The organism is Beijerinckia sp. L45 (assembly GCF_009765775.1).
Taxonomy (GTDB): Bacteria; Pseudomonadota; Alphaproteobacteria; order Rhizobiales; family Beijerinckiaceae; genus RH-AL1.
The window spans coordinates 1-3,696 of record NZ_LMUU01000210.1; the positions used below are offsets into that span (position 1 = coordinate 1).

5 protein-coding genes are annotated in these 3,696 nt (G+C 65.8%); 3 read left to right on the forward strand and 2 right to left on the reverse strand.

Annotated features, from left to right (window positions below; translation table 11 throughout):
• The coding region (locus GSQ79_RS21840) for a hypothetical protein (RefSeq protein WP_158810893.1) at positions 1–391 on the reverse strand (391 nt) is incomplete at its 3' end.
• A 25-nt stretch (positions 392–416) separates the two neighbouring features.
• Positions 417–1,202: a sulfite exporter TauE/SafE family protein gene (locus GSQ79_RS21845; RefSeq protein WP_158810894.1), complete on the reverse strand. Its 786-nt coding sequence runs from the start codon at positions 1,200–1,202 to the stop codon at positions 417–419.
• Positions 1,203–1,443: 241 nt separating this feature from the next.
• Here GSQ79_RS21845 and ispH point away from each other — a divergent pair, with 241 nt between their 5' ends.
• From ispH to GSQ79_RS21860, 3 genes are all read left to right on the forward strand, one after another.
• The gene (ispH, locus tag GSQ79_RS21850) at positions 1,444–2,400 is read left to right on the forward strand and encodes a 4-hydroxy-3-methylbut-2-enyl diphosphate reductase (protein WP_158810895.1); all 957 of its coding nucleotides are present in this window, start codon (positions 1,444–1,446) and stop codon (positions 2,398–2,400) included.
• 385 nt (positions 2,401–2,785) lie between these two features.
• Positions 2,786–3,205 carry a helix-turn-helix domain-containing protein gene (locus GSQ79_RS21855; protein WP_158810896.1) on the forward strand — a complete coding sequence of 140 codons (420 nt, stop codon included), beginning with the start codon at positions 2,786–2,788 and terminating at the stop codon, positions 3,203–3,205.
• Positions 3,206–3,445: 240 nt separating this feature from the next.
• Complete coding sequence (locus tag GSQ79_RS21860) at positions 3,446–3,664, forward strand: ParA family protein (RefSeq protein WP_158810897.1); 219 nt, start codon at positions 3,446–3,448, stop codon at positions 3,662–3,664.
• Positions 3,665–3,696: the final 32 nt, after the last annotated feature.

The following is a 3,696-nucleotide window of genomic DNA, read 5'->3' on the forward strand; positions in this document are numbered from 1 at the left end:
TGTCCGGGGCAGTCAGTCCCGTCTGCGGCCCGGCCGCCGGGGCGCGGTCGACGAAGAAGCGGTCGACCTGATCCCAGCGCACCTCCCAGCTGCGAAAGATCGTGCGCACGGTGACGCCGTCCAGCGTTAGGGTCATGACCGAGGGCCGGGCGATCTGCACCGCGGCGACCAGCATGCCGAGGCCAAAGATCAGCGCGGCGGGCAGGCCAATGGCCAGAATATCGTCCTCGCCCTTGGCGATGGCGACGAGCCCGAGCACCACGAACGTCAGGCACGAGACGAGCAGCAGCACCGCCTTGCCGCGCGAGCCCGTCACCACGATGGGCGCGCTGCCGAGCGAGGCGAGACGGTCCGCGAAGGCGGACGGCGGCGCGACGCGGCGGGTCATCATAGGGCGGGCGTCATCCATCGCGCCGCTAGACCACCAGCCGCACGCCGACGATGGCCAGGATCGCGGCGAGCAGGGGCCGCAGCACGGTTTCCGGCACCTTGCTGGCGACGTGGCTCGACAGCATGATGCCGGGCAGCGAGCCGATGATCAGCGACACCAGAATCGCCCAGTTCACCGAGCCGAGATACCAGTGCCCCATCCCGGCGATGAGGGTCAGCGGCACCGCATGCGCGATGTCGGCGCCCACCACCCGCACCGTCGGCAAGGTGGGGTAGAGCAGCAGCAGCACGGTGACGCCGATGGCGCCGGCGCCGACCGAGGAGATCGACACGAAGATTCCCAGAAACGCGCCGAGCAGGACCGTCAGCCAGAGCTTTTTGCGCTCGCCCAGGCGCTCGACGGCGGGGGCGAGCCGCACCAGCATCACCTTGCGGAAGACGATGGCGATGGCGGTGAGGACCAGCGCGAGCCCCAGCATCGTCGAGATCAGCCCGTGCTTGCCGTGGCCGTCCACCCCCATCCGGCTCAGCGCGAAGATGGTGAGTGCCGTGGCCGGGACGCTGCCCGACGTCAGCCGGCGCACGATGCGCCAGTCGATCGTCCGGTGCAGGCCGTGCACCACCACCCCGCCGCTCTTGGTGATCGCGGCGTAGAGCAAATCCGTGCCGACCGCGGTCGCCGGCGCCACGCCGAACAGCAGGACCAGCAGCGGCGTCATCAGCGAGCCGCCGCCGACGCCGGTGAGGCCGACGAGCACGCCGACGGCGAAGCCCGACGCCGTGTACAGCCAGTTGATCTGATGCCAGTCCATGAGACGCCTGTGTATGGAACACGGGCCCACCCCTGTTCGGTCGTCGCGCACTCTGGGAAGAAGGCAGCCCTGCCGTCAACTCCAGGGCGCCCCCCGTGCCGCGCGCAAACGATGATCGGACATCGCGGCGAGCGGCCGCGCGTGCGATTGGCTGAAGCCTGCCGGGCGCGCAGGGGTGCTCGAACCTTGACACCCGGAGCGCCGAACCCCAATACCTCCGGATATGGTCACGGATCCCGTCATGACAGCCAAGCCGAAGCTTCGCATCTATTTGTGCGCCCCGCGCGGGTTCTGCGCCGGCGTGGTGCGCGCCATCGACGCCGTCGAGCGCGCCCTGCAGATCTATGGGGCGCCGGTCTACGTGCGCCATGAGATCGTGCACAACAAATACGTCGTGGAAGGCTTGAAAGCCAAGGGCGCGATCTTCGTCGAAGAGCTCTCCGAGGTGCCGGACACCGACAAGCCGGTCATCTTCTCCGCCCACGGCGTACCGAAATCCATTCCCGCCGAAGCCGGCCGCCGCAATTTTCTCGCCATCGACGCGACCTGCCCGCTGGTCACGAAAGTGCATCGCGAGGCGCAGTCGCACCACAAGCACAACCGCCAGGTCCTGCTCGTCGGCCATGCCGGCCACCCCGAAGTCGTCGGCACCCTCGGCCAGCTGCCGCCGGGCTCCATCCTGCTGGTGCAGACGCCGGAAGACATCGAGACCTTGCAGGTCGCGGACGAGGCCAACCTCGCCTACGTCACCCAGACCACGCTCTCCGTCGACGACACCCGCCAGATGGTGGACAAGCTGCACGAGCGCTTCCCGCTGATCGTCGGCCCGCAGCGCGAGGACATCTGCTACGCCACCACCAATCGCCAGGAGGCGGTGAAGCGCATCGCGCCCTTCGTCGACGCGCTGATCGTGGTCGGCTCCTCCAACTCGTCGAACTCGCAGCGCCTCAAAGAGGTCGGCGAGCGCTCGGGCTGCCCGATCTCCCGCCTCGTCCTGCGCGCGGAAGATGTCGAGTGGGACCTGTTCCGCGACATCACCACGCTCGGCATCACCGCCGGCGCCTCGGCACCCGAGGTGCTGGTCGAAGAGATCATGGACGCCTTCGCCGAGCGATTCGAGCTCGAGATCGAGATCGTGTCCACAGCCGACGAGAGCGTGTTCTTCCCGCTGCCGCGCGAGCTGCGCCCGGTCGCCTAGGTTTTTCCGCACCGCCCGTCATTGCGATTGCATGCCGCCGTCATTGCGAGCGAAGCGAAGCAACCCAGAGCCGCTGCTGCCATCTAGGTGGTCGGCAGCCCCTATATTGCTTCGCGGAGCCTGTGCCGGGCCGGCCAATAGGCCGGACCCGGTGCTCGCAACGACAGGCCGCGCACTCAAGGGTCGCACCGGCCCCAATCCGCGTCGCCGCCCGCTGACACAGATGCGGCCCGACGTCACCGCCGGGCGACACACACGAGGCCCGCCGTCCCCGAGCGCTGACACAGGCGGGGCCCAAGTCAGCGTCCGTGACGCCAAAATTCCGAGGTGGGCGCACGCCGACTTTTTGAGGCGTTGTTCGCCCACCGCATCGCGCTGAGGGCGCATGGGCAAGACCGAAGAGCGCAAGACCGACAACCCCAAGACCGAAACCCTCAGCATGCCGACGCCGAACAGCATGGTGCTCGGCAGTTTCGTCTGCGATCTCCGGCGGAGCCTTAAAATCCGCCAGGCGGACCTGGCACAACGTGCCGGCGTCAGCCGGCAATGGATCGTCGCCCTCGAACAGGGCAAGCCGACCCTCGAAGTCGGCCTGGTGCTCCGCACCCTCGAAACCCTCGGCCTCGATGTGACGCTCACCCCGGTCGACCCGCCCCCCGCCTGGATGCTCAAGCTCAGCCGCGCGGCGCAGGCCAAGCAAGCCGCGGTTGCGGCGCGGCGGCGGGCGAAGCGGCGGACGCGGCGGGAGGCGGAGCGGCTGAACCGGTTGGCGCTGAACGCGGTGGGGAGTGTGGGGTGGGATTGAGGGGAGTTGGGGCGGGTATTTTGGCGCCAATCCATTAGCGTCATGGTGAAAAGGCGAAGCCTGCGGCCCGAAGCGCGAGGCGGTCTGGTAATGTGGAGCACATACTGCACTCGTCGAGACCATTACCTTCTGTCCAAAATATCATTTCGTTAAACCGTCCATTAGTTCAGATTTTGCAACGTTAGTCTTGCCTGTCTGAGGTCTCCCTGTTAGCCGTCAGGCCTGACCGTGAGGTATATAATGTCGCTTAAGCAAATAGCCTTTTTCAATCACAAAGGCGGGGTTTCCAAAACCACTTCAGTTTTCCATATCGGTTGGATGATGGCATCGCTCGGGAAGAGAGTTCTCTTGGTTGATTGCGATCCTCAATGTAATCTGACCGGACTTCTGCTTAATTATAATCACTCCGATGAATATCCTTTTGAAAAAAAGGGTAATACCAAGTCTCTGACAGTTTGACTCCCACGGGTATTTTCAAATTGTCGGCGCTC

Excerpts from the sequence above, each read along its gene's own strand:
- GSQ79_RS21845 (WP_158810894.1), bottom strand. The coding sequence starts at position 1,202 with ATGGACTGGCATCAGATCAACTGGCTGTACACGGCGTCGGGCTTCGCC.
- ispH (WP_158810895.1), top strand. The coding sequence starts at position 1,444 with ATGACAGCCAAGCCGAAGCTTCGCATCTATTTGTGCGCCCCGCGCGGG.
- GSQ79_RS21855 (WP_158810896.1), top strand. The coding sequence starts at position 2,786 with ATGGGCAAGACCGAAGAGCGCAAGACCGACAACCCCAAGACCGAAACC.
- GSQ79_RS21860 (WP_158810897.1), top strand. The coding sequence starts at position 3,446 with ATGTCGCTTAAGCAAATAGCCTTTTTCAATCACAAAGGCGGGGTTTCC.